The organism is Kribbella jiaozuonensis, from assembly GCF_005233875.1.
Classification (GTDB): Bacteria; Actinomycetota; Actinomycetes; order Propionibacteriales; family Kribbellaceae; genus Kribbella; species Kribbella jiaozuonensis.
In genome coordinates this window covers 870,803-893,963 of the sequence record NZ_SZPZ01000004.1, presented here as the reverse complement: position 1 = coordinate 893,963, position 23,161 = coordinate 870,803, and the positions used below count along the sequence as shown (strand labels likewise).

Genomic DNA, 23,161 nt, shown 5'->3' with positions numbered 1-23,161 from the left:
ACAGAACATGTCTGCCCGTAGCAAGGCCCGCAAGCGCGCACTGGACGTGCTGTTCGAGTCCGAGGTCAGGGGGCTGCCGGTCGGCGGCACCCTGGCCGACCGGGTGGCCGACAACGACCCGCCGGTGAACGAGTTCACCGTGGCGCTGGTCGAAGGTGTCGCGAAGCACATCGAGCAGATCGACGACCTGCTCGAGACGCATTCGGTGGGCTGGACGCTCGACCGGATGCCGGCCGTCGACCGGAACATCCTCCGGATCGGCGCCTACGAGCTGCTGTTCGACGACCAGGTCCCGGACGTGGTCGCGGTGAGCGAAGCGGTCGCGATGGCGCGCGATCTGTCCACGGACGAGTCGCCGGTCTTCGTGAACGGGCTGCTGGCGAGACTGCTGCAGCTGAAGCCGACACTGGGCGTCTGAGAAGCCCTGGCGGCCGGGAATTCTGGTTGAGGAACGAGGGGGGCGAGCCCTCTCCGAGTCCCTCTCTGTATCTGGCCCGGTGACCGTCTCGGTACGGTCCCGGGCCGCCGATGCGTCCCCGTACGCGGCTGGTGAGGTGGTACCTGCCGCTGGTGCTGCTCTGTTGGGTCAGATGGAGAAGGCGGGCGGCCGCGGGCCAGCTGCTACAAGCCCCGACCGTCTAGTGCCTTCGATTGACGCTAGGCGTCAGGCGCCGGCTGCCTCGGACGATTCCTCGACCTCACCCTTCGCCTCCGGGTTCAGCACGCCCCAGGAGATGAAACGCTCGGTCAGCGTCGTCGGCGACTCGTCGTAGATCACGGCGAGCGTCCGCATGTCGTCCTGCCGGATCGACAGCACCTTTCCGTTGTAGTCCCCACGCTGAGCCTGGATCGTGGCGGCGTACCGCGTCAGCGGACCCGCCTCGCTCGCGTCGAGGTGTTGCAGGGCCTCCAGGTCGAGGATCAACCGGGGCGGAGCGGCAGCAGCCGCGGCCGCGCTGGCGGAACCAGGGAGCAGTTCACGGATCGGCACGCCGTAGAAATCGGCGAGCTCCGCGAGCTTCTGGACCGTGACGGCTCGATCGCCACGCTCGTAAGAGCCGACGACGACCGCCTTCCAGCGACCCTTGGACTTCTCTTCCACACCATGCAGCGACAACCCTTGCTGCTGGCGGATGGCGCGTAGCTTGCCACCCAGTGTCTTCGCGTATTCGCTAGGCACGCTGGTCTTCCCTCCGACTAGTTTCGTCATGTCCGGCCCGCAGGGAACGGGCCGGATGGTGAAACCCCCCTCGATTACACAGAGTAACAATATTCTGGGTGCGAGGCCAGCGTCAAGACGGCGTGTCACATCCGATACCATGTCAAGCGGTCCGAACGTCCTTTAAAGACCCGTCCAGAGAGGCGGGAAAGGAGGAACGGTAGCGATGAGCCCTGCCCAGAGTGCAGAGACTCCGGACGTCGCGCAGCCGCTGGAACGCAGTAGCCGCGAGGTCCTCGATGCTTCCGACATTTCCCGGGCACTGACCCGGATCGCCCACGAGATTCTCGAGCGGAACCGCGGCGCCGACCCGGTCGTCCTGCTCGGCATCCCCACCCGCGGTGTCCCGCTGGCCCAGCGCGTCTCCGCCCGGATCCAGGCGGTTGAGGGGCAGAGCGTACCGACAGGGTCACTCGACGTGACCATGTACCGCGACGACATCGGTCTGAAGCCACCCCGTGGCCTGGAACACACCGACATCCCCGCGGGCGGGATCGACGGCAAGGTCGTCGTACTCGTCGACGACGTGTTGTTCTCCGGCCGGACGATCCGCGCGGCGCTCGACGCGCTCGGCGACATCGGCCGCCCGCGTGCGGTCCAGCTCGCCGTGCTGGTCGACCGCGGCCACCGCGAGCTGCCGATCCGCGCCGACTACGTCGGCAAGAACCTGCCGACCTCGCTGGTGGAGCGGGTCACGGTCCACCTGACCGAGTTCGACGGCGAGGACGCTGTGCTGATCGCCGACAAGGGGGCGAAGTGAAACATCTGCTGAGTGCCGGCGACCTGAGCCGCGACGAGGCCAATCTGATCCTCGACACCGCCGAGGAGATGCGGTCGCTGGCCGACCGCCCGATCAAGAAGCTGCCCGCGCTGCGCGGGCGGACCGTGGTCAACCTGTTCTTCGAGGACTCGACCCGGACCCGGATCTCGTTCGAGGCGGCCGCCAAGCGGCTGTCGGCGGATGTGATCAACTTCTCCGCCAAGGGCTCCAGCGTGAGCAAGGGCGAGAGCCTCAAGGACACCGCGCTGACGCTGCAGGCGATGGGTGCGGACGGTGTGGTCTGCCGGCACGGTTCGTCCGGCGCGCCGCATCTGCTGGCGAAGTCCGGCTGGATGACCGGCTCGGTGGTGAACGCCGGTGACGGCACCCACGAGCACCCGACCCAGGCGCTGCTCGACGCGTTCACGATGCGCCGCCATCTCGGCTCGCTGGACGGGCGCCGGATCACGATCGTCGGCGACGTCCTGCACTCGCGGGTCGCCCGGTCGAACGTGCTGCTGCTCGCGACGCTCGGCGCCGAGGTGACCGTGGTCGCGCCGCCGACCCTGCTGCCCGTCGACATGACGAGCTGGCCGTGCGCGACGTCGTACGACCTGGACGGCGCGCTGGCGAAGAGCGACGCGGTGATGATGCTGCGGGTGCAGCGGGAGCGGATGAACGACGCGTTCTTCCCGAGCGCCCGCGAGTACACGCGGCGGTACGGCCTCGACAAGTACCGGATGGCGCAGCTGCCGGACGACGCGATCGTGCTGCACCCCGGCCCGATGAACCGCGGGATGGAGATCAGCGCCGAGGTGGCCGACTCCACCCGCTCGGTGATCGTCGAGCAGGTCACGAACGGCGTGGCGATCCGCATGGCCGTCCTGTACCTGCTGCTATCTGGAAGCAACGAAGAGGAGACCACAGCATGACCGCGTACCTGATCACCGGAGCGAGCATCGTCGGCGGTGAGGTGGCGGATCTGCTGATCGACAACGGCGAGATCGTTGCTGTCGGCACCAACCTCGACGCGCCGGCCGACGTGCAGACCATCGACGCGCGGGGCCTGGTCGCGCTGCCGGGTCTGGTCGATCTGCACACGCACCTGCGTGAGCCCGGCCGGGAGGACGCCGAGACCGTGCTGACCGGCACCCGGGCCGCGGCTGTGGGCGGCTTCACCGCGGTGTTCGCGATGGCCAACACCGACCCGGTCGCCGACACCGCCGGCGTGGTCGAGCAGGTCTGGCGCCTCGGCCGCGACGCCGGGTACGCCGATGTGTACCCGATCGGCGCGGTCACCGTCGGCCGGAAGGGCACGCAGCTCGCGGAGCTCGGCGCGATGGCGGACTCGGCGGCTCGCGTCCGGGTGTTCTCCGACGACGGCGACTGCGTCTGGGACGCCGCGCTGATGCGGCGCGCGCTCGAGTACGTGAAGGCGTTCGACGGGGTGATCGCCCAGCACGCGCAGGAGCCGCGGCTGACCCAGGGCGCCCAGATGAACGAGGGCGCGCTGTCCGGCGTACTCGGGCTGACCGGTTGGCCGAGTGTCGCCGAGGAGGCGATCATCGCCCGCGACATCCTGCTCAACGCACACGTCGGATCGAAGCTGCACATCTGCCACCTGTCCACCAAGGGTTCGGTGGAGATCGTCCGCGCCGCCAAGCGCCGCGGGCTGGAGGTCACCGCCGAGGTCACGCCGCACCACCTGCTGCTCACCGAGGACCTGGCCGCCTCCTACAACCCGGTGTACAAGGTGAACCCGCCGCTGCGCACCAAGGAGGACGTCGAGGCGGTCCGCGAGGGCCTCGCCGACGGGACGATCGACATCGTCGCCACCGACCACGCGCCGCACCCGGTGGAGGACAAGGACTGCGAGTGGAGCGCGGCCGCGTTCGGCATGACCGGCCTGGAGACGGCGCTCAGCGTCGTACAGCACGCAATGATCGACACCAAGCTGCTGACCTGGTCCGACGTCGCCGACCGGATGAGCTACCGGCCGTCCGCGATCGGGCAGATCTCGGAGCACGGCCGTCCGCTGGAGGTCGGTGCGCCGGCGAACGTCGTCCTGTACGACCCGCGCGTCGAGCGGACCGTCGTACCGGACGAGTCGGTGTCGCTGTCGCGGAACACGCCGTTCGAGGGGATGACGCTGCCGGGCAAGGTGGTCGCGACGTTCCTCCGCGGTACGCCGGTCGTCCTGGACGGTGAGCTGACCCGGTGAAGGCCTTCCTGGGCATACTCGGCACGCTGCTGGTGCTGGCGGCGGGCTACTTCGGCATGTACCGGGGCTGGCGGAACCGCCAGTCCCGGCAGTCCGACCTGGCGCCGCTGCCCGCGGCGCCGGCGGACAAGCTTCGCGGCGTAGAAGGGGTGTACGTCGCAACCACGAGTGCCGGCGACTGGATGGACCGGATCGCCGTGCACGAACTGGGAGTCCGCAGTATCGCGGACCTGGCCGTCAGTGAGGCCGGCCTGATCTTCCACCGGCAGGGCGCGACGGATGTGTTCATCCCCGTCGACCAGCTGACCGGCGTACGGACCGACCGCGGGATCGCCGGCAAGGTGACCGCGGAGAAGTCCGGCCTGGTCGTGGTCACCTGGACGCACGACGGCCGCGAGCTCGACACCGGGTTCCGCCCGCGTCGCAAGGCCGACACCGCCGCCCTGACCGAATCCATCGCAACACTGATCGGAGCCGAGCAAAGATGAGCCAGCCCGCGCTACTGGTCCTCGAGGACGGCCGGTCGTTCGCCGGCACGTCGTACGGGGCGACCGGCGAGACGTACGGCGAGGCGGTGTTCACCACCGGCATGACCGGGTACCAGGAGACGCTGACCGACCCGTCGTACCACCGGCAGATCGTCACCCAGACCGCGCCGCACATCGGCAACACCGGGATCAACGACGAGGACGACGAGTCGGAGCGGATCTGGGTCGCCGGGTACGTCGTCCGCGACCCGGCCCGCGTGCCGTCGAACTGGCGCGCGAAGCGGTCCCTCGACGACCAGCTGAAGAGCCAGGGGATCGTCGGGATCTCCGGCATCGACACCCGCGCACTGACCCGCCACCTGCGTGAGCGCGGCGCGATGCGGGCGGGCATCTCCACCGAGATCCTCGACCCGTCCGCGCTGCTGGAGAAGGTGCTGCAGCAGGCGCCGATGGTGGGCGCGGACCTCGCCGACGAGGTCACCACCGCCGAGACGTACGTCGTACCCGCTGTCGGCGAACGTAGGTTCACCGTGGTCGCGCTCGACCTCGGGATCAAGTCGATGACACCGAAGCGAATGGCCGAGCGTGGCATCGAGGTCCACGTGATGCCGGCGACCGCGTCGCTGGACGAGGTCCTCGCCGTCAACCCGGACGGCATCTTCATGAGCAACGGCCCGGGCGACCCGGAGACCACCGAGCACCCGACCACGCTGCTCAAGGAGCTGCTGCAGCGGGGCAAGCCGTACTTCGGGATCTGCTTCGGCAACCAGGTGTTCGGGCGCGCGCTCGGACTCGGGACGTTCAAGCTGAAGTACGGGCACCGCGGGATCAACCAGCCGGTGCTCGACCGGGCGACCGGGAAGGTCGAGATCACCGCGCAGAACCACGGCTTCGCCGTGGACGCGCCGATCGAGGAGACGGTGGAGACGCCGTACGGCACGGCCGAGGTGTCGCATGTGTCTTTGAACGACAACGTGGTCGAGGGGCTCAAGCTGACCGGTCGCGACGGCCGGGTCCTGGCCTTCTCGGTGCAGTACCACCCCGAGGCGGCGGCCGGTCCGCACGACTCGGCGTACCTGTTCGACCGGTTCGTTGAGTTGATGGAGGGGAGGGCCTGATGCCGCGGCGTACAGATATCGAGTCGGTGCTGGTGATCGGCTCCGGCCCGATCGTGATCGGTCAGGCCTGCGAGTTCGACTACTCCGGCACGCAGGCCTGCCGGGTGCTGCGCGAGGAGGGCTTCCGGGTCGTCCTGGTGAACTCGAACCCGGCCACGATCATGACCGATCCGGAGTTCGCCGACGCCACGTACGTCGAGCCGATCACGCCGGAGTTCGTCGAGAAGGTGATCGAGAAGGAGCGCCCGAACGCGCTGCTCGCCACCCTCGGCGGCCAGACCGCGCTGAACGCGGCGATCGCCCTGCACGAGAACGGCGTACTCGAGAAGTACGGCGTGGAGCTGATCGGCGCGTCCGTCGACGCGATCCAGCGCGGTGAGAACCGGGAGTCGTTCAAGCACATCGTCGAGAAGCTCGGTGCGGAGACCGCGCGGTCGGTGATCTGCCACACGCTCGACGACGTGATGGGTGCCGCGGACCAGCTCGGGTACCCGCTGGTCGTGCGGCCGTCGTTCACGATGGGCGGCGTCGGCTCCGGGATGGCGTACGACGAGGCCGACCTGCGCCGGATCGCCGGCGCCGGGCTGCACGCCTCGCCGACGACCGAGGTCCTGATCGAGGAGTCGATCCTCGGCTGGAAGGAGTACGAGCTGGAGGTGATGCGCGACAAGGCCGACAACGTCGTGATCATCTGCTCGATCGAGAACGTCGACCCGATGGGCGTGCACACCGGCGACTCGGTCACGGTCGCGCCGGCGATGACGCTGACCGACCGCGAGTACCAGGTCATGCGGGACCTTGCCATCGGCATCATCCGCGAGGTCGGCGTCGACACCGGCGGCTGCAACATCCAGTTCGCGGTGAACCCGGCCGACGGCCGGCTGATCGTGATCGAGATGAACCCGCGGGTCTCGCGCTCGTCCGCGCTGGCGTCGAAGGCGACCGGCTTCCCGATCGCGAAGATCGCCGCGAAGGTTGCCATCGGCTACACGCTGGACGAGATCCCGAACGACATCACCAAGCAGACGCCGGCCAGCTTCGAGCCGACGCTGGACTACGTGGTGGTGAAGGTGCCGCGGTTCGCGTTCGAGAAGTTCCCGGCCGCGGACGCCACGCTGACCACGCATATGAAGAGCGTCGGCGAGGCGATGGCGATCGGCCGCAACTACACCGAGGCGCTGCAGAAGGCGCTCCGGTCGCTGGAGAAGCCGGAGGCCCGGTTCACCTGGGCCGGTCATCCGGCGAGCGAGCTGGAGCCGTTGCTGGAGGCAATCAAGACGCCGCAGGACGGCCGGCTGCGGATCATCATGGACGCGATCCGGGCCGGCGCGACGCCGGACGAGATCTTCGAGGCGACCAAGATCGACCCGTGGTTCGTGGACCAGCTGTACCTGCTGCACGAGACCGCGTTGCAGGTCGCGGCCGCACCGCGGCTCACGCCCGAGGTCATCAAGCTGGCCAAGCGGCACGGGTTCTCGGACCTGCAGCTGGCCGAGATCCGCGGGCTGACCGAGGACGTCGTCCGCGGGGTGCGGCAGGCGCTCGGGATCCGGCCGGTCTACAAGACGGTCGACACCTGTGCGGCCGAGTTCAAGGCCGAGACGCCGTACCACTACTCGTCGTACGACGAGGAGAGCGAAGTAGCACCGCGCGAGACTCCGGCCGTGCTGATCCTGGGCTCGGGGCCGAACCGGATCGGCCAGGGGATCGAGTTCGACTACTCCTGCGTGCACGCGTCGATGGCGCTGCGCGAGGCCGGCTACTGCACGGTGATGGTGAACTGCAACCCGGAGACGGTCTCGACCGACTACGACACCTCCGACCGGCTGTACTTCGAGCCGCTCACCTGCGAGGACGTGCTCGAGATCGTGTACGCCGAGCAGCAGGCCGGCCCGGTCGCCGGCGTGATCGTGCAGCTCGGCGGCCAGACGCCGCTGGGGTTGGCGCAGCGGCTCGCGGATGCCGGCGTACCGATCGTCGGGACGTCGCCGGAGGCCATTCACCTGGCCGAGGAGCGGGGCGCGTTCGGGAAGGTGCTCGCGGAGGCACAGCTGCCGGCGCCGAAGCACGGTACGGCGCTGTCCGCCGACGAGGCGCAGGCGGTGGCCGAGGAGATCGGGTTCCCGGTCCTGGTGCGGCCGTCGTACGTGCTGGGCGGGCGCGGGATGGAGATCGTCTACAGCGAGGCCGAGCTGTCGGCTGCACTGGAGCGGCTCGGCGGCGGGAATGCTTTCGAGCACCCGGTGCTGATCGACCGGTTCCTGGACGACGCGGTCGAGATCGACGTGGACGGGTTGTACGACGGGAACGAGTTGTTCCTCGGCGGCGTGATGGAGCACATCGAGGAGGCCGGGGTGCACTCCGGCGACTCGTCCTGTGCGCTGCCGCCGATCACGCTCGGGAACGCGGACATCGAGAAGCTCCGGACGTCGACCGAAGCGATCGCTCGCGGGGTCGGCGTACGCGGGTTGATCAACATCCAGTACGCGCTGGCCGGCGATGTCCTCTACGTGCTGGAGGCGAACCCGCGGGCGTCGCGGACCGTGCCGTTCGTGTCGAAGGCGACCGCGACGCCGCTGGCCAAGGCCGCGGCCCGGGTGATGCTCGGGGCAACGATCGCCGAGCTGCGGACCGAGGGGTTGCTGCCGGCCACCGGTGACGGCGGCACGCTGCCGACGACGACGCCGATCGCGGTGAAGGAAGCCGTGATGCCGTTCAACCGGTTCCGGACCATCGACGGCTCGTCGGTCGACACCGTGCTCGGGCCGGAGATGAAGTCCACCGGCGAGGTGATGGGCATCGACGACACCTTCGGTACGGCGTTCGCGAAGTCGCAGGCGGGTGCGTCGCAGCCGCTGCCGATCGACGGCAAGGTGTTCGTCTCGGTCGCGAACCGGGACAAGCGGCACATGATCTTCCCGGTCAAGCGGCTGGCGGATCTCGGCTTCCAGATCTACGCGACCGAAGGTACGGCGGACGTGCTGCGGCGCAACGGGGTCGAAGCGATCACGGTCCGCAAGAGCAGCCAGGGCCCCGGCCCGAACGGCGAGCCGACGATCGTCCAGATGGTCCAGGACGGCGAGCTGAACCTGATCGTCAACACGCCGATCGGGATCACGCAGGGCGGCTCGCCACGGCTGGACGGCTACGAGATCCGCAGCGCGGCGGTGGCGCGGAACATCCCGTGCATCACCACGGTGCAGGGGCTCGCGGCCGCCGTACAGGGCATCGAGGCACAGCGGGCGGGGGACATCGGCGTACGGTCCCTGCAGGACTGGGTGCCGAGGATCCACGGTGTATAGGAAGGTCGTGCGGCCGGTCCTGTATCGCCTGGGTAAAGGCGACGCGGAGACCGCACACGAACAGACGCTGAACGGGATGCGCCTCCTCGGGCGCATCCCGGGCGCTGCCGCGGCCGGGGCCCGCTTGTTCGGGGTCCCGGGGCAAGGCGGTCGTGCGGCCTCGGCCCGCACGGTCTTCGGGGTCCGGTTCCCGTCGCCGGTCGGGCTGGCGGCGGGTATGGACAAGAACGGGATCGCGCTGCGCGCCTGGCCGGCGATCGGGTTCGGTTTCGTCGAGGTCGGTACGGTCACGGCGCACCCGCAGCCCGGGAACCCTCGGCCACGGTTGTTCCGGTTGGTCGATCACGAAGCGGTCATCAACCGGATGGGCTTCAACAACCTCGGCTCGGAGGCTCTCGCCGCCCGGCTCAAGGCTTATGGCCCGCTCGGCTATCCGCTCGGCGTCTCGATCGGCAAGTCGAAGATCACCCCGCTCGACGAGGCGGTCGAGGACTACGTGACCTCGCTCCGCCGCCTCTACCGGTACGGCGACTACTTCGCGGTCAACGTCTCCTCGCCGAACACCCCGGGCCTGCGCGCACTGCAGGACGCGAGCCACCTCCGTGAGCTCCTGACCGCCCTGCACACCGAGGCGGCCGGCCTGACCGCCGCCGGGCTGACGCCGAAACCGATCCTGGTGAAGATCGCGCCGGACCTCACCACGTCCGCGATCGACGAACTGCTCCAGGTCTGCACCGACGTCGGCGTCGCCGGCATCATCGCCACCAACACGACCATCACCCGCCCCGGCGTCGAGTCCCACCCACTCGCCGGCGAGACCGGCGGCCTGTCCGGCCGTCCGCTCGGCGAGATCGCGGCCAAGACCGTCGCCCATATCCACAACGAGACCGGGGGAGCGCTGCCGATCATCGGAGTAGGAGGGATCGTCGAACCGTCCGACGCGACCCGCCTCTTCGACGCCGGTGCGAGTCTCGTCCAGGTCTACACCGGCCTGATCTACCGAGGCCCCGGTCTGATCCGGAAGATCAACAGGAGCTTGCCGTGAGCAACGAAATCTTGGAGAGCGAGATGCGCAACCAGCCTTTCGGGACGCGGCTGCGGGCCGCCATGGATGCCCGCGGACCACTCTGCGTCGGCATCGACCCGCACCAGCACCTGCTGGATTCGTGGGGCCTGCCGGACACCGCCGAGGGCCTGGCCTCGTTCACGTACGGCGTCGTCGACGCGCTCGCGGACCGGGTGGCGGTGTTCAAGCCGCAGTCGGCGTTCTTCGAGCGGTTCGGGTCGGCCGGCATCGCCGTACTCGAGCAGGCCACGATCCGGCTGCGGGACGCCGGTGCGCTGGTGATCATCGACGCGAAGCGCGGTGACATCGGCAGCACGATGGGCGGCTACGCGGCGGCGTACCTGGCCGAGAAGGGGCCGTTGGCGTGCGACGCGCTGACCGTCAGCCCGTACCTCGGCTTCGGCTCGCTGCAGCCGGCCATCGACGTGGCACGCGAGTCCGGCGCCGGGTTGTTCGTGCTGGCCCTGACGTCGAACCCGGAAGGCCCGCAGTTCCAGACGGCCCGCACCGCCGACGGCCCGACCGTTGCCGGCGCGGTTCTCGACGGACTGCGCGGACTGAACGCCGACTCCGACGGCCTCGGCTCGTTCGGTGCAGTCGTTGGCGCGACCATCAGTTCCACCAACGAGAACCTCGACATCAACGGCCCGCTGCTCGCCCCCGGCCTCGGCGCCCAGGGCGGCACGGCCGAGGGCTTGACGAAGGTCTTCGGCGCCGCGGTCCGCAACGTCGTACCTTCCAGCTCCCGCGAGATCCTCGGAGCCGGCCCAACCGGCCTACAGGCTGCCGCCGACCGCGCCAACGACGCCTATCGAACAGTTCTCGGCTACTGATCGGGGCTACCCTCCTCGGATGGGTGCAGGGCTGGAGTTGTGCAGGCGGTTCTACGACGACGTGGTGCGGCAGGCCATCGACCTGCCGCACAGCGCCGCGCTACTGGGACGCGGCTCGGAGGTGCTCGGGTACGACGACGAGATGTCGACCGACCACAACTGCGAGGCCCGCGCGCTGGTGTTCGTACCTGAAGGCGTGGACCTCCACCTGCAGGTCCCGCAGACCTTCGAGGGACGGACGGCACTGGTCGAGGTCCACACGATCCGCAGGTACTTCCTGGACCAACTGACCTTCGACCCCGACGCCGAGTTGACGATCCGGGACTGGCTGACCTTCCCTGAGTCGATCCTGCTGCAGATGACGACGGGTGGCGTGTTCCACGACGACCTCGGTCTGCAGGCCGTGCGCGACCGGTTGGCGTACTACCCGGACGACGTCTGGCGGTACCTGATGATCACCGCCTGGTGGCGCGTGCATCCGGAGATGAACCTGGTCGGGCGTTCGGGGTACGTCGGTGACGAGCTCGGCTCGGCGGTGATCGGTTCGCAGCTCGTGTGGAACCTGATGCGGTTGTGCTTCCTGCTCGAGCGGCAGTACGCGCCGTACTCGAAGTGGTTCGGTACTGCGTTCAGCCGGTTGTCGTGCGGTCCGTCGATCGGGCCGCTGCTGCGTACCGTGCTGCAGACGTCGAGCTGGCAGGAGCGTGAGGAGGCGCTCGGAGCGGCGTACCGGGCTGTGGGGGAGTTGCACAACCGGCTCGGCATCACCGAGCCGGTCGAGCTCGGGGTCGAGCATCTGGTCGGCCGGCCGTTCAAGGTCGTGTGGGGTGACTTCATCGGCGCTCTGTGGGACGGCATCCGGGATCCCGAGGTACGGCAGGTCGCCGAGCGGTGGCCGGTTGGTGGAATCGACGAGATTCGCAACCTGCTGTGGAAGGCCCGGGATCGCCGTCAGGCGGTGGATTCCTTGTAGAGCGTGGTGAGGAGCCCGACGGCCGCCTGGGTGGCTGGATGTGGGTCCTCGCGGTGCCAGATCAGGTGTACGTCGACCGGCGGCGCGTCACGTAGCGGGCGGTAGACGACACCGTCCCGCCGGTACTGCGTGGTCGTGGCCTGCGGCGTCACGCCGACGCAGCGGCCGGACGCGATCGCGGCGAGCCAGTCGTCGACGTCGTGGGTCAGCTCGATCCGCGGTCGCGCGTCCTCCGGCCAGAGGTCGATCGTGGTGCTCCCGGTACGGCGGTCGATCACGATCGTCCGGTCGGCGATCTGCGCGAGCGTGAGCGATCGTTTGCGGGCCAGCGCGTCGTCGGCGGGCAGGACGGCGTACCGCGGCTCCTGGGTCAGCAGCACGTGCCCGAACCTGCTCAGGTCGAGGTGCGTCCGGATCACGGCCAGATCGCACAGACCCTCGGTCAGGCCGCCGGTGCCGGTGTTCGTGCGGATCAGCTGCAGCTCGATCTCGGGGTGCGCGGCAGCCCAGCGGCGCTGGAACTCCGTCGTATGTCGCCCGAACGCCGACCACGCATGCCCGACCCGGAGCCGGGTGTGGCCGCTCGTCGCCTCACTCACCAGCACCTCGACCTCGGCCAGCACCTGCCGAGCGCGCGCCAGCACCTGGATGCCCGCGGTCGTCGGCGTGATCGACCGGCTGGTCCGGTGCAGCAGGCGTACGCCGAGCCGCTGCTCGAGAGCCAGCAGGCTCCGTGACACCGCGGCCTGGGAGATCCCGAGCTCGATCGCCGCGTCGGTGAACGTCCCGTCGTCGACGATCGCGACCAGGCAGCGCAGGTGCCGCAGCTCGAGATCCATGACTCCAGCGTATAGATCGCCGCTCGCTCGCATTTTGTGGCGGGCGCTGACAGGACGACTCTCGTCAGTGTGAGGCGAGAACGGTTGGTCGGAGTGGCGATGATGCTCGGGAGCGGGCTGTCGACGCAGGTCGGTGCGTCGGTGGCCGCGCTCGCGTTCCCCGTGATCGGTCCGGCGGGTGTGGTGGCGATCCGGCAGTGGGTCGCCGCGATCGTCCTGCTCGCCGTCGGCCGCCCGCGCCTGCGGTCCATCACCGCCCGCCAATGGCGCCCGGTGGTCGGCCTGGCGATGGTCTTCGCGGTCATGAACCTGTCCCTCTACACCGCCATCGACCGGGTCGGCCTGGGCCTGGCGGTCACCCTCGAGTTCTTAGGCCCGCTAGCGGTTGCGTTGCTGGGCTCGCGGCGTTTGCTCGACCTCGTGTGCGCGCTGGTAGCCGCGCCGGCGGTGGTGCTGCTGGCCAGGCCGCAGGCGACAACCGACTACCTGGGGATCGGGCTCGGCCTGCTTGCCGCGATGTGCTGGGCCTTCTACATCCTCCTCAACCGCAAGGTCGGCCGAGAGTTGCCGGGGGCAACGGGTTCGGCGGCTGCGGCCGGGTTGTCCGGACTCGCCTATGTACCGGTCGGCGTGGTCGTCCTGCTGCACCATCCGGCGACGCTCGCGGCCGCGTCGTACGCGCTGGTGGCCGGCGTGTTGTCGTCCGCCATACCGTTCCTCGTTGATCTATTGACGTTGCGGCGGGTGCCTGCGCAGTTCTTCGGCGTCTTCATGAGTGTGAATCCGGTGCTCGCGGCAATGGTCGGCCTGGTGGTTCTCCATCAGAGGCTGGCGATCCTCGACTGGGCAGCGATCCTGGTGATCGTCGGGGCGAACGCGGTCGCGATCTCGTTCGGCGGCCGCGACGACGCGGCACATCACAACCCGGTTCCAGTCGAGCCGTGCGATCTTGTTCACGGCGTGCCGTAGCTCGCGGTGACCCCGGCGTTCGGAAAGGTGTCGGCGGACGGGGAGCCACGGTCTTCCCGCGCGACTCAGTGAAGGAACAGGATGCGGAAGCTGGCAGCCCTCGCGGCCGTTGTGACGATGAGTGTTGGCACCCTGACGGCATGCTCGGGTGGCAACTACTGTGACAACCTCAAGGGCTACGTCGACTCCTCGAAGGACCTCGACATCAAGAACGCCGACGCGGTCGGCAAGATGCTGGACCAGGCCAAGAAGGTGTCGAAGTCGGCGCCGGACGACCTGAAGGACGACTGGAAGACCGTCATCGACTACGCCGAGAAGGCGCAGGACGCGAAGGGCGACACGAACAAGCTGGTCGAGCTCGCCAAGAGCGACGGTGACAAGATCACGCCCGCCATGACGGCGATCACCAAGCAGGCCAAGGACAGCTGCAAGATCGACCTCCCGGGCGCGGGTAACGCCAACTGACGCCCGCGGTGCCGGCCGGGCGGCGTCGCATCGCCGTCCCGCCGGCGCCACGGAGCGCTGGGATCGACAGCGGAACGTATTCGTTTCCGATCGTTTGGTGACTCCCGGTAGCGTCGGTCGCACACGACCTCCCGACCCCCGAGGATGAAGCCGTGAAGCGTGTTCTCGCCATCGTTGCGACTGTGACTGCCACCGCAGGTCTGCTGACCGCCTGCACCGACGAGCAGGCGTACTGCGTCGACCTCGCCAAGTACGCCGCGAAGGCCGTCGACGTCGATCCGCAGAAGCCGGTCGACTACGTGAAGATCCTGGACGAGGCGAAGAAGCTCCAGGAGTCCGCACCCAAGGACGTCAAGGACGACTGGGGTGTCGTCGTGACGTTCGCGGAGAAGGCCAAGAAGGCCGGTTCGGACCGGGTCGAGCTCGCCAAGCTGAGCAAGGAGACCGGCGCGGTGATGACGGCGTACAAGAACATCAGCAGCCAGGCCAAGGACAGCTGCAAGGTCGACCTCCCGGCGCTGAATTGATCAACTGATCGTTCCAATCCGCGCGCTCATCCGCGACTCAGGCAACCACGCCCTGATCGCGGGCTGGACCCGTGTTAGGTTCCCTTGCGAAGCCATACAACGGGACAGGTGAAACGGTGCCACTTCCTTCTTTGACCCCGGAGCAGCGTGCGGCTGCCCTGGACAAGGCCGCGGCGGCGCGGCGTGAACGAGCCGAGATCAAGAACCGGATCCGGCACTCGGGAGCGTCTCCGACGGAGGTGCTCCACGAGGGGCAGACGAACGAGGTCATCGGCAAGATGCGGGTGAGCCAACTGCTGCAGTGCATCCCTGGCGTCGGCAAGGTCCGCGCCCAGCAGATCATGGAGCGGGCGGGGATCTCGGAGACGCGGCGGGTGCGCGGCCTCGGCTCCAACCAGATCGCCGCGCTCGAGCGCGAATTCGCCGAGTGACACTGGGTGATTCAGTGTGAGCCAGACCGAAATCCATCCCGGCTCGTTGGACACTGGTGTGACGATGACCACGCACCCTGACAATGTTGCGAACGAGCCGATGGCCGCTGCTCCCGGCCCGGCGCGGTTGACCGTGCTGGCCGGGCCCACTGCCGTGGGGAAGGGGACGGTCGCGGCGGAGATCCGCGAGCGGTACCCCGACATCTGGATCTCGGTCTCGGCGACCACCCGCAAACCCCGGCCGAACGAGGTGCACGGCGTGCACTACCTGTTCGTCTCCGACACGGAGTTCGACCGGATGATCGCGGACGGTGAGCTGCTGGAGTGGGCGGTCGTGCACAAGGCGGCCCGCTACGGGACTCCGAAGCAGCCTGTCCTCGACAAACTCGCCGCGGGCCGGCCGGCCCTGCTGGAGATCGACCTGCAGGGCGCCCGTCAGGTCCGCGAGACGATGCCGGAGGCACAGTTCGTGTTCCTGGCGCCCCCGACGTGGGACGAGCTGGTACGCCGCCTGGTCGGCCGGGGCACCGAGACCAAGGAAGAGCGCGAGCGCCGGCTCGAGACCGCCGTACTGGAACTGGCGGCCGAGAAGGAGTTCGACGTGACGATCGTGAACGCCTCGGTTCGGGAGGCTGCCGATCAGTTGGTAAAGTTGATTCGATCACCCTCCATCTCTGGAAAGAGCTGACTTTGTCTGGCAACCAGCCCGTCGCCATCGGCATCACCTCGCCGCCGATCGACGACCTGCTCACCCGCACCGACTCGAAGTACAAGCTGGTGCTGTACTCGGCCAAGCGCGCGCGGCAGATCAACGCCTACTACTCACAGCTCGGCGAGGGCCTGCTGGAGTACGTCGGACCGCTGGTCGAGACGCACGTCCAGGAGAAGCCGCTCTCGATCGCCATGCGCGAGATCAACGAGGGCGTGCTGACCTGCACCGACATCGACCCCGAGGCCGAGGCGGAAGCCGCTGCCGCGGAGAAGTCCGAGTAACCCACTCGCAATGACGACCGGGAACGGGGTCAGCTGATGTCCGGATCCGGTGAAGTGCAAACCCCTGGGACCACAGCCGTCCCGGGGGCCTCTGTCGTTCCCAAGCACAAGCCGAACGTGGTGCTGGGCGTCGGCGGCGGCATCGCGGCGTACAAGGTCTGCGATCTGCTCCGGCGGCTGACCGAGTCCGGGCACAGCGTGCGGGTGGTGCCGACGGCGGCCGCGCTGGAGTTCGTCGGCGCCGCGACCTGGGCAGCCCTGTCCGGGCAGCCGGTGACGGCCGACCCGTTCGATCACGTCGAGGAAGTGCCGCACGTCCGGATCGGCAAGGCCGCCGAGCTGGTCGTCGTCGCGCCCGCGACCGCAAATCTGATCGCCAAGGCCGCCCACGGGCTGGCCGACGACCTGCTGACGAACACCCTGCTCACCGCGCGCTGCCCGATCCTGTTCGCGGCCGCGATGCACACGGAGATGTGGGAACACCCGGCAACCCAGGCGAATGTCGCGACCCTGCGGTCCCGCGGGATCACGGTCCTCGAGCCGGCGGTCGGCCGGCTGACCGGCGCCGACACCGGCCGCGGACGGCTCCCGGAGCCGTCGGAGATCTTCGCGATCAGCCAGCTGATGCTCGCCGACGAGGCCGCCCGCGCCGCCGGGCAGTCGGTCGCCGACCTGACCGGCAAGCACGTGCTGGTCAGCGCGGGCGGCACGCGGGAACACCTCGACCCGGTCCGGTTCCTCGGCAACTCGTCGTCCGGCAAGCAGGGCTATGCGCTCGCCCGGATCGCCGCCGCCCGCGGCGCCAAGGTCACGCTGGTCGCGGCCAACTCCGAGCTGCCCGACCCGGCCGGCGTGCAGGTGGTCCCGGTCGTCTCGGCGCGCGATCTGTACGACGAGATCACCGGCCGCGCCGCCGATGCCGACGCGATCGTGATGGCCGCGGCCGTCGCCGACTTCCGGCCGCTGGACGTGGTCGAGCACAAGATCAAGAAGACCGCGGACGGCGCCGTACCCGCCGTCAACCTGGTGCAGAACCCGGACATCCTGCACACCATCTCGCACGACCGTGCCCGCGCCGGCCAGGTGATCGTCGGCTTCGCCGCGGAGACCGGCGACGCCGACCACACCGTGCTGGAGCTCGGCCGGGCCAAGCTCGAGCGCAAGGGCTGCGACCTACTGGTCATCAACGACGTCTCCGGCGGCAAGGTCTTCGGCAGCGACGTCAACGAAGCCGTCATCCTCGACCGCGAAGGGAACGCCCTACCGGTCCCGTCCGGCAGCAAGGATGCGCTGGCCGGCGTGATCTGGAACCTGGTCGCCACCCACTGGGTCTAGTCCGGCAGCGGCAGCGGTGCCCGCATCGTGAGGCTGACGATGCCGTAGGTGAAGCCGAGGTGTTCGTTCAGGCGGCGCATCGACTCGTTGCCGCGCTGCGTCCAGGTGTAGATCTCGGTGATGCCGTGGTCGGCGGCCCACGCCATGCTGGTCCGTTTGAGGGTCGACGCGACCGACTTGCCGCGCCACTCCCGGCGTACGGCGGTGTACCCGACCTCCGCACGCTCCGGGCGATCGGAGTCGAGCTTGAGCCCCGCCACACCGATCACCTGATCACCGGCGACCGCCACGAACATCGCGGCCGGGTCGTTGATCCATTCCTTCTCCCACTCCTCGGCCGAGACCTTCAGCGCGACCGAGTGATCCATGTCCGGGATGGTCGGCACCGCGACCTGGTCGTAGGCCGCCGTCCACAGCTCCGGGCGTTCGGCGATCGAGACGATCTCGTACTCCGTCGGCGGCGTCGGCCACGGCTCGTCGCCGATCTGCCGCACTTGTTCGACCTCCCGATTCGCTTCCTTGAAGCCGAACCGCTCGGCGAAGAGCTGGGCCTCTTCGTCGTCGACACTGATCCCCGCTGTGTCGTACCCCTGAGTGACGCCATGGTCGGCTAGCACCTTGAGCAGGGCGGTGCCTACGCCGCGCCGACGGAAGTCCGGATGGACGCGTGGCATCAGCGACGCCCGCTCACCGTCGCCCGAACGGTCCGCGAGTCCGCTGCCGACCACCTCACCGTCGACCTCCGCCAGCACCAGCAGCCGGCCGGGGCGATCGAGATCGCGCATCTCGGCGACGGTGGGGCAGCGCTCGTACGGCAGTACCGCGATCCGCACCGCTCGCCAGGCTTCGTAGTCGGCGTCGGTGGTCGCCGTCCGGATAGTCGTGGTCATGGGCGCCAGCTTGCCGCAACTCACCGGAAACGGCTCGGGATTTGATGGCGCATAGAGGTCAGGAGTTGTCCGCTTCGGTGCCTAGGGTCGTGGGTATGGAGATCACCTGGGAAGCGGTCGTTGCCCGGCGGATGCGCCGGCACGGTCTGATCGAGCCGTTCGGTACGCCGGTCGACGCCGTACGGGCGATGTGCGGCGCGCATGCGCAGATCGCGACGGCGGGAGAGATGTCGGTCGCGATCCGCGTCGCCGGCGCGACCCGGCAGACGATCCAGCAGGACGAGGAGCTGGTGAAGACGTTCGGGCCGCGGGGGACCGTACATCTGCTGCCGCTCGACGACCTGCCGATGTGGACCGGTGCGTTGTCGGCCCTGCCGTCGGTCGGCGGCCAACCGGATCCGATCAGGATGTCCCCGGACGAGATCGACCAGGTCATCGTTGCCATCGGCGATGCGCTCGCACACGACGACCTGACCGTCGACGAGCTGACCGAAGAGGTCGTACGGCGGACCGGCGCCTGGGCCCGGGAGCCGACGATCCCAGCCTTCCAGGGCGCGTGGGCGCGATGGCGGCAGGCGACCTCGGAGGCGGCGAACGCGGGCGTGCTCTGCCACGGGCCGATGCGCGGCCGGCTGATGACGTACGCGAACCCGCACCGCCTCCGCCCGTTCGAGCCGATGCCCGCGGAGAAGGCCCTCACCGAACTCCTGCATCGCTACCTCTACTCCTACGGCCCCGCGACCCCACAGCAGTTCGCCCGCTGGCTCAAAACCACGCCGTCCTTCGTGAGGCCGTACTTCGACGACCTGCCGCGCGCAGAGCTGGCAGACCATACGGTTTGGTATGCCCCCGGCGACGGTGACTTCCCGGACGACCGCGCCGAGGGTGTGCGGTTGCTGCCGTACTTCGATGCGTACGGCGTCGGCAGCTACCCGAGGGAGCTGCTCTTCCCCGGCAAGGCCTTCGACCGGGCGACCGCTCGCGGGCAGGCCGGCAACTGTCCGCTGCTGCTCGTCGACGGCATCGTCGCGGGCGTCTGGCACCAGAAGAAGTCGGGCCGGACACTGCAGGTCACCGTCGAGGCGCTCACCCCGCTGAACCGTCGCCGCCGCAAGCTGCTGGACGCCGAGGTGGACCGGTTGGGAGCCATCCTCGGTGGTGCGCCGTCGCTCACACTCGGCGACATCACGGTCGGCGCGCACGCCTGAAATCCATCCTTCGGTCCAGAATGTGATCACCAATCCCGTATGCTGGATGAATCCGGAGCGTTACCGGGATTCCGGTGGAAACTGCTGGCATACTGCCCAAGATGCATCGCCAACCGTCGGTGCATGGGGGGACCGTGCGACTGTGGGGAACAGTCGTGCGGCACGAGAGGAATCCGAGGGAGAACTGTGGCGAGGCGCCTATTCACGTCCGAGTCCGTGACCGAAGGTCACCCGGACAAGATCGCTGACCAGATCAGCGACTCCATCCTCGACGCGTTGCTGGCCGAGGACCCGAAGAGCCGCGTGGCGGTCGAGACCCTGATCACCACGGGTCTGGTCGTCGTCGCCGGCGAGGTCACCACGACGGCGTACGTCGACATTCCCGGGATCGTGCGATCGCGCATCCTGGAGATCGGCTACGACTCGTCCTTGAAGGGCTTCGACGGTGCGTCCTGTGGGGTGCAGGTCGCCATCGGCAGCCAGTCGCCGGACATCGCGCAGGGTGTCGACACGGCGTACGAGACGCGCTCGGACGCGTCCGTGGACGTCCTGGACCTGCAGGGGGCAGGCGACCAGGGACTGATGTTCGGCTACGCGTCCAACGAGACGCCGGAGTTGATGCCGCTGCCGATCACGATCGCGCACCGGCTGTCCGAGCGGCTGTCCGAGGTCCGCAAGAACGGCACGCTGGCGTACCTGCGGCCGGACGGCAAGACCCAGGTCACGGTCGAGTACGACGGTGACAAGGCGATCCGGATCGACACCGTGGTGGTGTCCAGCCAGCACGCGGCGGACATCAACCTGGACTCGATGCTGACCCCGGACATCAAGAAGCACGTCGTCGACCCGGTGCTCGAGCAGTTCGACATCGACTCGACCGACTACAAGCTGCTGGTGAACCCGACCGGCCGGTTCGAGATCGGCGGCCCGATGGGCGACGCCGGGCTGACCGGGCGGAAGATCATCATCGACACGTACGGCGGGATGGCGCGGCACGGTGGTGGCGCGTTCTCCGGCAAGGACCCGTCCAAGGTGGACCGTTCGGCGGCGTACGCAATGCGCTGGGTGGCGAAGAACATCGTCGCCGCGGGGCTCGCGGACCGGGTCGAGTGCCAGGTCGCGTACGCGATCGGCAAGGCGGCGCCGGTCGGCTTCTACGTCGACACGTTCGGGACCGAGAAGGTGCCGGTGAGCAAGATCGCCGACGCTGCCCGTGAGGTCTTCGACCTGCGGCCGGCCGCGATCATCCGCGACCTGGAGCTGCTCCGGCCGATCTACGCCCAGACCGCCCGCAACGGCCACTTCGGCCGGACCGGTGAGGACTTCACCTGGGAGCGCACCGACCGAGTCGAAGCTCTGAAGGCAGCGGTCAACAAGTAGTAGCCGCGTTCGCGCACGGCCCGGCTGCCGGTCACGGCGGCCGGGCCGCCGCTTGTCCACAGGCCGGCGGTCGACCTCCGACGGAGAGTCGTCGCGGCCGACTACAGTTTCCCGGTGACATCGGACTCGCCGGAGCAACTCACGCTGCTGCGGGACACCGTGCGCAAATCCCGGACCAAAGAGCCGGCCGAGATCACCGGGACGTTGCCGGTGGCGCGGATCGCGGTCGATGTCTCCCTCCCGCATCTGGACCGGCCGTTCGACTATCTCGTCCCGGAGGACATGGCCGAGGCGGCGCAGCCGGGCGCCCGGGTGAAGGTTCGGTTCGCCGGTAAGGACCTGGACGGGTTCGTGCTGGAGCGACTTGCCGAGTCGGATCACGACGGCAAGCTGATGCGGCTCCGCAAGGTGGTCTCACCCGAGCGGGTGCTGACGCCGGAGATCGCGGACCTGTGTCGTGCGGTCGCCGATCGGTACGCCGGGGTGCTCGCGGATGTCACCCGGCTGGCCGTCCCGCCGCGGCATGCGAAGGTCGAGGGCGAGCCGCTGCGCTGCGATCAGCCGCCGCGTCCGCCGGTGTCGACCTCGCGGTCCGAGTGGTCGCCGTACCCGGTCGGCTTTCTCGATGCGATCGCGCGAGGCGAGGCGCCGCGGGCCGTCTGGACCGCCGTACCGGGGGCTGATTGGGCGTTGGCGTTCGCCCAGGCCGCGGCCGTTTGTGCCGCGTCCGGTCGGGGCGCTCTCCTGCTTGCCCCCGACGCGCGCGACCTCGAGCGGTTGGCCGCGGCCTGTCGAGCGGTCCTCGGCGAGGACGGCTTCGTCACGCTCTCGGCCGACCTCGGCCCGACGGCACGTTATCGGGCCTTCCTCGCGGCGCTCCGCGGCTGCGCCCGGGTGGTGATCGGGACTCGCGCGGCAGCCTTCGCGCCGGTGGCGGAGCTCGGGTTGGTGGCGATGTGGGACGACGGCGACGAGTCGTACGCCGAGCCGCGCGCGCCGTACCCGCATGCGCGTGAAGTCCTGCTGTTGCGGGCGTTCCGGCAGAACTGCGCGGCCCTGCTCGGTGGATTCGCACGCTCGGCGGAGGCGGCGGCGTTGATCGAGTCCGGGTTCGCACATGAGCTGATCGCGGACCGGAAGGTGATCCGCGCGGCGGCGCCGTCGGTGCACATCGCGGGGGAGTCGGATGTCGAGCTGGCGCGGGATCCGAGCGCGCGGGCGGCGCGGTTGCCGCACCGGGTGTTCGAGATCGCGCGCGACGGGCTGCGGTCGGGGCCGGTGCTGGTGCAGGTTCCACGGGCCGGGTACTTGCCGAGCCTCGTGTGTCAGACGTGCCGTGCGCCGTCGCGGTGTTCGACCTGCGGCGGGACGTTGCGTCGTACCGGAGGATCCGGGCCGGCGAGCTGCAGTGTGTGCGGGCGGCCGGCGGTCGATCACCGGTGCCCGGAGTGCGGCGACACCCGGATGCGGGCGGCGATCATCGGCGCCCGCCGTACGGCGGAGGAGCTGGGGCGCGCGTTCCCCGGGGTGGTGGTGCGTACGTCGGGCGGCGACAACATGCTCGACGTTGTGTCCGACGCGCCGGCGCTGATCGTCAGCACACCCGGAGCTGAGCCGGTCGCTGAGGGCGGGTACGCCGCGGCCGTCCTGCTCGACACGTGGTTGATGCTCGCCCGCCAGGATCTCCGTGCCCCTGAAGAAGCGGTACGCCGATGGTTCAACGCGGCCGCCCTGGTCCGATCGGCCGCCGACGGCGGCACCGTGATCCTCGTCGGCGACCCGTCCGCCCTTCCGCTGCAGGCGATCGTCCGCTGGAGCCCCGAGGGCTACGCCACCCGCGAGATCGAGGAACGCCGTACCGCCCGCCTCGCCCCCGCCGCCAAACTCGCCGAACTCACCGGCCCCTCGGAGTCGGTCAACGACCTGATCACCCGCCTCCGCGACCTCGTCCCACCATCCGCGGGCCTGGAAGTCCTAGGCCCGGTGGACCTCGACGAAGAAACCGTCCGAGCCGTGGTCCGCACCCCCCGCCAACACGGCCCCACCCTCGTCCGCTCCCTCAAAGAATCCCAATCAGCCCGCACCACCAAGAAAAACCCCGGCACAGTCCGAATCCAGATAGACCCACCCAGCTTCGGCTGAGG

At 69.1% G+C, this 23,161-nt stretch carries 23 protein-coding genes; 20 read left to right on the top strand and 3 right to left on the bottom strand.

All coding sequences use genetic code 11. From position 1 onward, the window contains the following. The first annotated feature begins 7 nt into the window (after nt 1-7). A complete protein-coding gene (nusB, locus tag FDA38_RS30240) occupies nt 8-418 on the top strand; it encodes a transcription antitermination factor NusB (protein ID WP_137257501.1) in 411 nt (136 codons plus the stop codon). A 246-nt stretch (nt 419-664) separates the two neighbouring features. Here nusB and bldD read toward each other — a convergent pair whose 3' ends face one another. Then, a complete protein-coding gene (gene bldD / locus FDA38_RS30235) occupies nt 665-1,180 on the bottom strand; it encodes a transcriptional regulator BldD (protein ID WP_130449595.1) in 516 nt (171 codons plus the stop codon). 205 nt (nt 1,181-1,385) lie between these two features. Here bldD and pyrR point away from each other — a divergent pair, with 205 nt between their 5' ends. Genes pyrR through FDA38_RS30190 form a run of 9 tightly spaced genes read left to right on the top strand, consistent with a single transcriptional unit; the run spans nt 1,386 to nt 11,980 of the window. Continuing rightward, nucleotides 1,386-1,979, top strand: coding sequence for a bifunctional pyr operon transcriptional regulator/uracil phosphoribosyltransferase PyrR (gene pyrR / locus FDA38_RS30230; RefSeq protein ID WP_137257500.1), 594 nt, complete (start codon nt 1,386-1,388; stop codon nt 1,977-1,979). Then, the gene (locus tag FDA38_RS30225; protein ID WP_137257499.1) at nt 1,976-2,911 is read left to right on the top strand and encodes an aspartate carbamoyltransferase catalytic subunit; all 936 of its coding nucleotides are present in this window, start codon (nt 1,976-1,978) and stop codon (nt 2,909-2,911) included. The genes pyrR and FDA38_RS30225 overlap by 4 nt, the downstream gene beginning before the upstream one ends. Further along, nucleotides 2,908-4,200, top strand: a complete 1,293-nt coding sequence (locus FDA38_RS30220) for a dihydroorotase (protein WP_137257498.1) — start codon at nt 2,908-2,910, stop codon at nt 4,198-4,200. Before FDA38_RS30225 ends, FDA38_RS30220 begins: the two co-directional genes overlap by 4 nt. Beyond that, a complete protein-coding gene (locus FDA38_RS30215; RefSeq protein ID WP_137257497.1) occupies nt 4,197-4,688 on the top strand; it encodes a PH-like domain-containing protein in 492 nt (163 codons plus the stop codon). Before FDA38_RS30220 ends, FDA38_RS30215 begins: the two co-directional genes overlap by 4 nt. After that, nucleotides 4,685-5,806, top strand: a complete 1,122-nt coding sequence (gene carA, locus FDA38_RS30210) for a glutamine-hydrolyzing carbamoyl-phosphate synthase small subunit (RefSeq protein WP_137257496.1) — start codon at nt 4,685-4,687, stop codon at nt 5,804-5,806. The genes FDA38_RS30215 and carA overlap by 4 nt, the downstream gene beginning before the upstream one ends. Continuing rightward, nucleotides 5,806-9,108, top strand: a complete 3,303-nt coding sequence (gene carB, locus FDA38_RS30205) for a carbamoyl-phosphate synthase large subunit (protein ID WP_137257495.1) — start codon at nt 5,806-5,808, stop codon at nt 9,106-9,108. Before carA ends, carB begins: the two co-directional genes overlap by 1 nt. Beyond that, complete coding sequence (locus tag FDA38_RS30200) at nt 9,101-10,153, top strand: quinone-dependent dihydroorotate dehydrogenase (RefSeq protein WP_137257494.1); 1,053 nt, start codon at nt 9,101-9,103, stop codon at nt 10,151-10,153. Before carB ends, FDA38_RS30200 begins: the two co-directional genes overlap by 8 nt. Before the next feature lie 23 nt (nt 10,154-10,176). Next, a complete protein-coding gene (pyrF, locus tag FDA38_RS30195) occupies nt 10,177-11,007 on the top strand; it encodes an orotidine-5'-phosphate decarboxylase (RefSeq protein ID WP_137257901.1) in 831 nt (276 codons plus the stop codon). 19 nt (nt 11,008-11,026) lie between these two features. Continuing rightward, the gene (locus FDA38_RS30190; protein ID WP_137257493.1) at nt 11,027-11,980 is read left to right on the top strand and encodes a DUF4037 domain-containing protein; all 954 of its coding nucleotides are present in this window, start codon (nt 11,027-11,029) and stop codon (nt 11,978-11,980) included. Here FDA38_RS30190 and FDA38_RS30185 read toward each other — a convergent pair. After that, complete coding sequence (locus FDA38_RS30185) at nt 11,959-12,819, bottom strand: LysR family transcriptional regulator (RefSeq protein WP_137257492.1); 861 nt, start codon at nt 12,817-12,819, stop codon at nt 11,959-11,961. The genes FDA38_RS30190 and FDA38_RS30185 overlap by 22 nt on opposite strands. A gap of 69 nt (nt 12,820-12,888) precedes the next feature. On the opposite strand from FDA38_RS30185, the gene FDA38_RS30180 reads away from it, so the two are divergent. The 7 genes from FDA38_RS30180 to coaBC all read left to right on the top strand — a co-directional run bounded on the left by FDA38_RS30180 (nt 12,889) and on the right by coaBC (nt 17,539). Beyond that, entirely contained in the window at nt 12,889-13,788 is a 900-nt protein-coding gene (locus tag FDA38_RS30180; RefSeq protein WP_233715007.1) for an EamA family transporter, read from the top strand. Between the two features lie 81 nt (nt 13,789-13,869). Further along, on the top strand, nt 13,870-14,253 hold the full coding sequence (locus FDA38_RS30175; RefSeq protein ID WP_233715006.1) for a hypothetical protein: 384 nt from the start codon (nt 13,870-13,872) through the stop codon (nt 14,251-14,253). A 152-nt stretch (nt 14,254-14,405) separates the two neighbouring features. Further along, nucleotides 14,406-14,780 (top strand): hypothetical protein, encoded by a 375-nt coding sequence (locus FDA38_RS30170; RefSeq protein WP_233715005.1) that lies wholly within the window; start codon nt 14,406-14,408, stop codon nt 14,778-14,780. Between the two features lie 116 nt (nt 14,781-14,896). Continuing rightward, nucleotides 14,897-15,211, top strand: coding sequence for an integration host factor, actinobacterial type (mihF, locus tag FDA38_RS30165; RefSeq protein WP_130449575.1), 315 nt, complete (start codon nt 14,897-14,899; stop codon nt 15,209-15,211). Between the two features lie 100 nt (nt 15,212-15,311). Beyond that, the gene (gene gmk / locus FDA38_RS30160; protein ID WP_202877944.1) at nt 15,312-15,899 is read left to right on the top strand and encodes a guanylate kinase; all 588 of its coding nucleotides are present in this window, start codon (nt 15,312-15,314) and stop codon (nt 15,897-15,899) included. Nucleotides 15,900-15,901: 2 nt separating this feature from the next. Further along, nucleotides 15,902-16,204 carry a DNA-directed RNA polymerase subunit omega gene (rpoZ, locus tag FDA38_RS30155; protein ID WP_130388473.1) on the top strand — a complete coding sequence of 101 codons (303 nt, stop codon included), beginning with the start codon at nt 15,902-15,904 and terminating at the stop codon, nt 16,202-16,204. 36 nt (nt 16,205-16,240) lie between these two features. Then, complete coding sequence (gene coaBC / locus FDA38_RS30150; RefSeq protein ID WP_233715004.1) at nt 16,241-17,539, top strand: bifunctional phosphopantothenoylcysteine decarboxylase/phosphopantothenate--cysteine ligase CoaBC; 1,299 nt, start codon at nt 16,241-16,243, stop codon at nt 17,537-17,539. Here the strand turns inward: coaBC and FDA38_RS30145 are convergent. Beyond that, nucleotides 17,536-18,429, bottom strand: a complete 894-nt coding sequence (locus FDA38_RS30145; RefSeq protein WP_137257490.1) for a GNAT family N-acetyltransferase — start codon at nt 18,427-18,429, stop codon at nt 17,536-17,538. The two genes, coaBC and FDA38_RS30145, sit on opposite strands and share 4 nt — an antisense overlap. Before the next feature lie 95 nt (nt 18,430-18,524). Here FDA38_RS30145 and FDA38_RS30140 point away from each other — a divergent pair, with 95 nt between their 5' ends. From FDA38_RS30140 to FDA38_RS30130, 3 genes are all read left to right on the top strand, one after another. Beyond that, complete coding sequence (locus FDA38_RS30140) at nt 18,525-19,637, top strand: winged helix DNA-binding domain-containing protein (protein WP_233715003.1); 1,113 nt, start codon at nt 18,525-18,527, stop codon at nt 19,635-19,637. A gap of 186 nt (nt 19,638-19,823) precedes the next feature. Next, nucleotides 19,824-21,017 carry a methionine adenosyltransferase gene (gene metK, locus FDA38_RS30135; RefSeq protein WP_137257488.1) on the top strand — a complete coding sequence of 398 codons (1,194 nt, stop codon included), beginning with the start codon at nt 19,824-19,826 and terminating at the stop codon, nt 21,015-21,017. A 114-nt stretch (nt 21,018-21,131) separates the two neighbouring features. After that, on the top strand, nt 21,132-23,159 hold the full coding sequence (locus FDA38_RS30130) for a primosomal protein N' (RefSeq protein WP_137257487.1): 2,028 nt from the start codon (nt 21,132-21,134) through the stop codon (nt 23,157-23,159). Nucleotides 23,160-23,161: the final 2 nt, after the last annotated feature.

Coding starts and splice junctions, on each gene's coding strand:
- nusB (WP_137257501.1), top strand. CDS start 8: ATGTCTGCCCGTAGCAAGGCCCGCAAGCGCGCACTGGACGTGCTGTTC.
- pyrR (WP_137257500.1), top strand. CDS start 1,386: ATGAGCCCTGCCCAGAGTGCAGAGACTCCGGACGTCGCGCAGCCGCTG.
- FDA38_RS30220 (WP_137257498.1), top strand. CDS start 2,908: ATGACCGCGTACCTGATCACCGGAGCGAGCATCGTCGGCGGTGAGGTG.
- carA (WP_137257496.1), top strand. CDS start 4,685: ATGAGCCAGCCCGCGCTACTGGTCCTCGAGGACGGCCGGTCGTTCGCC.
- carB (WP_137257495.1), top strand. CDS start 5,806: ATGCCGCGGCGTACAGATATCGAGTCGGTGCTGGTGATCGGCTCCGGC.
- pyrF (WP_137257901.1), top strand. CDS start 10,177: ATGCGCAACCAGCCTTTCGGGACGCGGCTGCGGGCCGCCATGGATGCC.
- FDA38_RS30190 (WP_137257493.1), top strand. CDS start 11,027: ATGGGTGCAGGGCTGGAGTTGTGCAGGCGGTTCTACGACGACGTGGTG.
- FDA38_RS30185 (WP_137257492.1), bottom strand. CDS start 12,819: ATGGATCTCGAGCTGCGGCACCTGCGCTGCCTGGTCGCGATCGTCGAC.
- FDA38_RS30175 (WP_233715006.1), top strand. CDS start 13,870: ATGCGGAAGCTGGCAGCCCTCGCGGCCGTTGTGACGATGAGTGTTGGC.
- gmk (WP_202877944.1), top strand. CDS start 15,312: ATGGCCGCTGCTCCCGGCCCGGCGCGGTTGACCGTGCTGGCCGGGCCC.
- coaBC (WP_233715004.1), top strand. CDS start 16,241: ATGTCCGGATCCGGTGAAGTGCAAACCCCTGGGACCACAGCCGTCCCG.
- FDA38_RS30145 (WP_137257490.1), bottom strand. CDS start 18,429: ATGACCACGACTATCCGGACGGCGACCACCGACGCCGACTACGAAGCC.
- FDA38_RS30140 (WP_233715003.1), top strand. CDS start 18,525: ATGGAGATCACCTGGGAAGCGGTCGTTGCCCGGCGGATGCGCCGGCAC.